General features: G+C 67.7%; 3 protein-coding genes. All 3 read left to right on the top strand.

Annotated features, from left to right (window positions below; all coding sequences use genetic code 11):
* Nucleotides 1-898 (top strand): DUF2079 domain-containing protein (locus Y705_RS18870; RefSeq protein WP_162149070.1); only part of this gene is annotated, 898 nt, incomplete at its 5' end.
* 20 nt (nt 899-918) lie between these two features.
* Entirely contained in the window at nt 919-1314 is a 396-nt protein-coding gene (locus Y705_RS22330; protein ID WP_081737953.1) for a hypothetical protein, read from the top strand.
* A gap of 241 nt (nt 1315-1555) precedes the next feature.
* A partial coding sequence (locus Y705_RS23170; protein WP_444826177.1) for an amidophosphoribosyltransferase occupies nt 1556-2347 on the top strand: 792 nt, incomplete at its 3' end.

Here is a 2347-nt window from a genome sequence, read left to right as displayed (position 1 = left end):
ACGGCTCGTGCCCGCCGTGGCGTGGGGATCGATGCTCGTCTTCGTCAAGGAGGATCTCGGCGTGACCGTCCTGGTCCTCGGGCTCGTCATCGCCTGGCGGTTCCGGTCCCGGGCAGGCCTCTGGCTCGCCGCCTGGGGTGCGCTGTGGCTCGTCCTGTCGGTCCGCGTCATCCTCCCGGCGCTGAACACGGGCGGCGCCTACGACTACTCGGACCGCATCGACGTCGGCGGAATGTTGGCGGACCCGAGCCTTGCTGTGGTCTCCCTTGTGAGCGGAGCAGCGAAGTACGAGACCGTGGGCCTGCTCCTGCTCGCCGGCGGTGCACTGTTCGTGGGGTCGCCGCTTGCCCTGGTGCTGATTCCCACGCTGCTGTGGCGCTTCGCCTCGGGACAGGAGGGGTATTGGGGCCCCGACTGGCACTACAGCGCGGTACTCATGCCGGTGATCTTCCTTGCCCTGATCGACGTACTTCCCCGGCTGCGGATGAGCGGCAGGCGGTGGATGCGCGCGGTCGGCGCCGTCGTGGGTCCGGCGGTCGCCGTCGTCGCGCTTGCCTTGTTGCCGGGACAGGCGCTCGCGGCCCTTGCAGAACCGCGAACCTACCAGCAGTCTCCGCGGTGGGATGCCGCGCACCGCATGATGGACAGCATCCCGTCCGGAGCGTCGGTGGAGAGCGGAGTGGTGCTCATGGCCTACCTTGCGCCCGATGCCGAGGTGTACTGGCTGGGCAACGACAACCCGGCGCCCGACTACCTCATCGTCGACGCCGAGGACTGGAGCTGGGGGCCGGTGCGGCCCGCGGACGCCGTGGCGCACGCCGAGGGCACGTATCCCGGCAGTTCGTACGAACTCGTCTTCGACGAGGCCGGCTACCAGCTGGTGAAGAGGGTCCCGTGATCGCCGGTAGCCTTAAACCCATGAGCTCCGAGAAGCCGCTGCCCGAAAACTCCCCCGAGCACTCGCTTGAGCACCGTGAGGTGACCGAACGCCGGGAGACACCCGAATCCCTGGAAGGCACCGGACGCCGCGAAGGAACAGCCCCGCGTGAAGTAACCGTCCGCCGGGCACCCCGGTTCGTCCCGTTCATGGCGCTCGGCGCTGTGCTCGGTTTCATCGCGGCCCTCGTCGTCGCCTACACCGGACCGGTGGATCCCACCCTCACGCGCGAGTCGGTCCTCGGCTTCTTCACGGTGGCCTTCGCGATTCCCGGCCTGATCCTGGGCGCCGTCGTGGTGCTCATCCTCGACCGCCGAAGCGTGCGCCGCGCACAGCGGGCGCAGGCCAGACGCACCTACGACGACGACGCCCAGTAGCCCACAACCGGCCCGACCGAGGCACAGGATCGCGTCACCTCACGCCCGCCGTCCGGAAGCTCGAACGGTTGCGGGCGATCTGGTGAGGGACGGGTTCTACCCATCGACTGCACAGCAATGACGGGTTTCCCGGCGGAAAGCCGTCATCACTGCGCAACTGCGCACTCGATGTCAGAGCCGATGCTCCGAGCGGCCGCCCCGGCGAAGGCACAGTCCCTACCCGGCGTGAGAGAATAAGCCCATGGTGCGCGGCGACGGACAACTTTCCCATGATCTTCTTCCCGGCGAAAAAGGACCCCAGGACGCCTGTGGTGTCTTCGGGGTGTGGGCGCCCGGGGAAGAGGTAGCCAAACTCACCTACTACGGCCTCTACGCGCTGCAGCACCGCGGCCAGGAATCGGCGGGGATCGCCACCAGCGATGGACAGCGCATCAACGTCTACAAGGACATGGGCCTTGTCTCGCAGGTCTTCGACGAGACGACGCTGAATACGCTTACCGGGCACATCGCGGTGGGTCATTGCCGGTACTCCACCACCGGGTCCTCGCTCTGGGCCAACGCGCAGCCCACCCTCGGCGCAACTGCGGCAGGAACGGTGGCGCTTGCCCACAACGGGAACCTCACCAACTCGGCGGAGCTGTACCAAAGGGTGCTTGAGCGGCACGGGAAGCCCCGCTCCGGTGAGATGGCGCAGGGCAACACCACCGACACTGCACTCGTGACCGCCCTTCTGGGTGGAAATGACGACCGGTCGCTCGAAGAGACCGCCCTCGAACTGCTTCCGAGCATCCGTGGAGCGTTCTGCTTCGTGTTCATGGACGAAGGAACCCTGTACGCGGCGCGGGATCCCTACGGTGTCCGTCCGCTCGTCCTCGGGCGGCTCGAGCGCGGCTGGGTGGTGGCCTCCGAGCAGTCGGCCCTTGCCACCGTCGGTGCGAGTTTCATCCGGGAGATCGAACCGGGCGAGTTCATCGCGATTGATGAGCAGGGCGTGCGGTCAAGCCGTTTCGCCACCCCGACGGCGGCGGGCTGC

This window comes from Arthrobacter sp. H41 (assembly GCF_000520535.1).
Lineage (GTDB): Bacteria > Actinomycetota > Actinomycetes > Actinomycetales > Micrococcaceae > Arthrobacter_D.
This window is presented reverse-complemented; position numbering and strand designations above follow the sequence as displayed.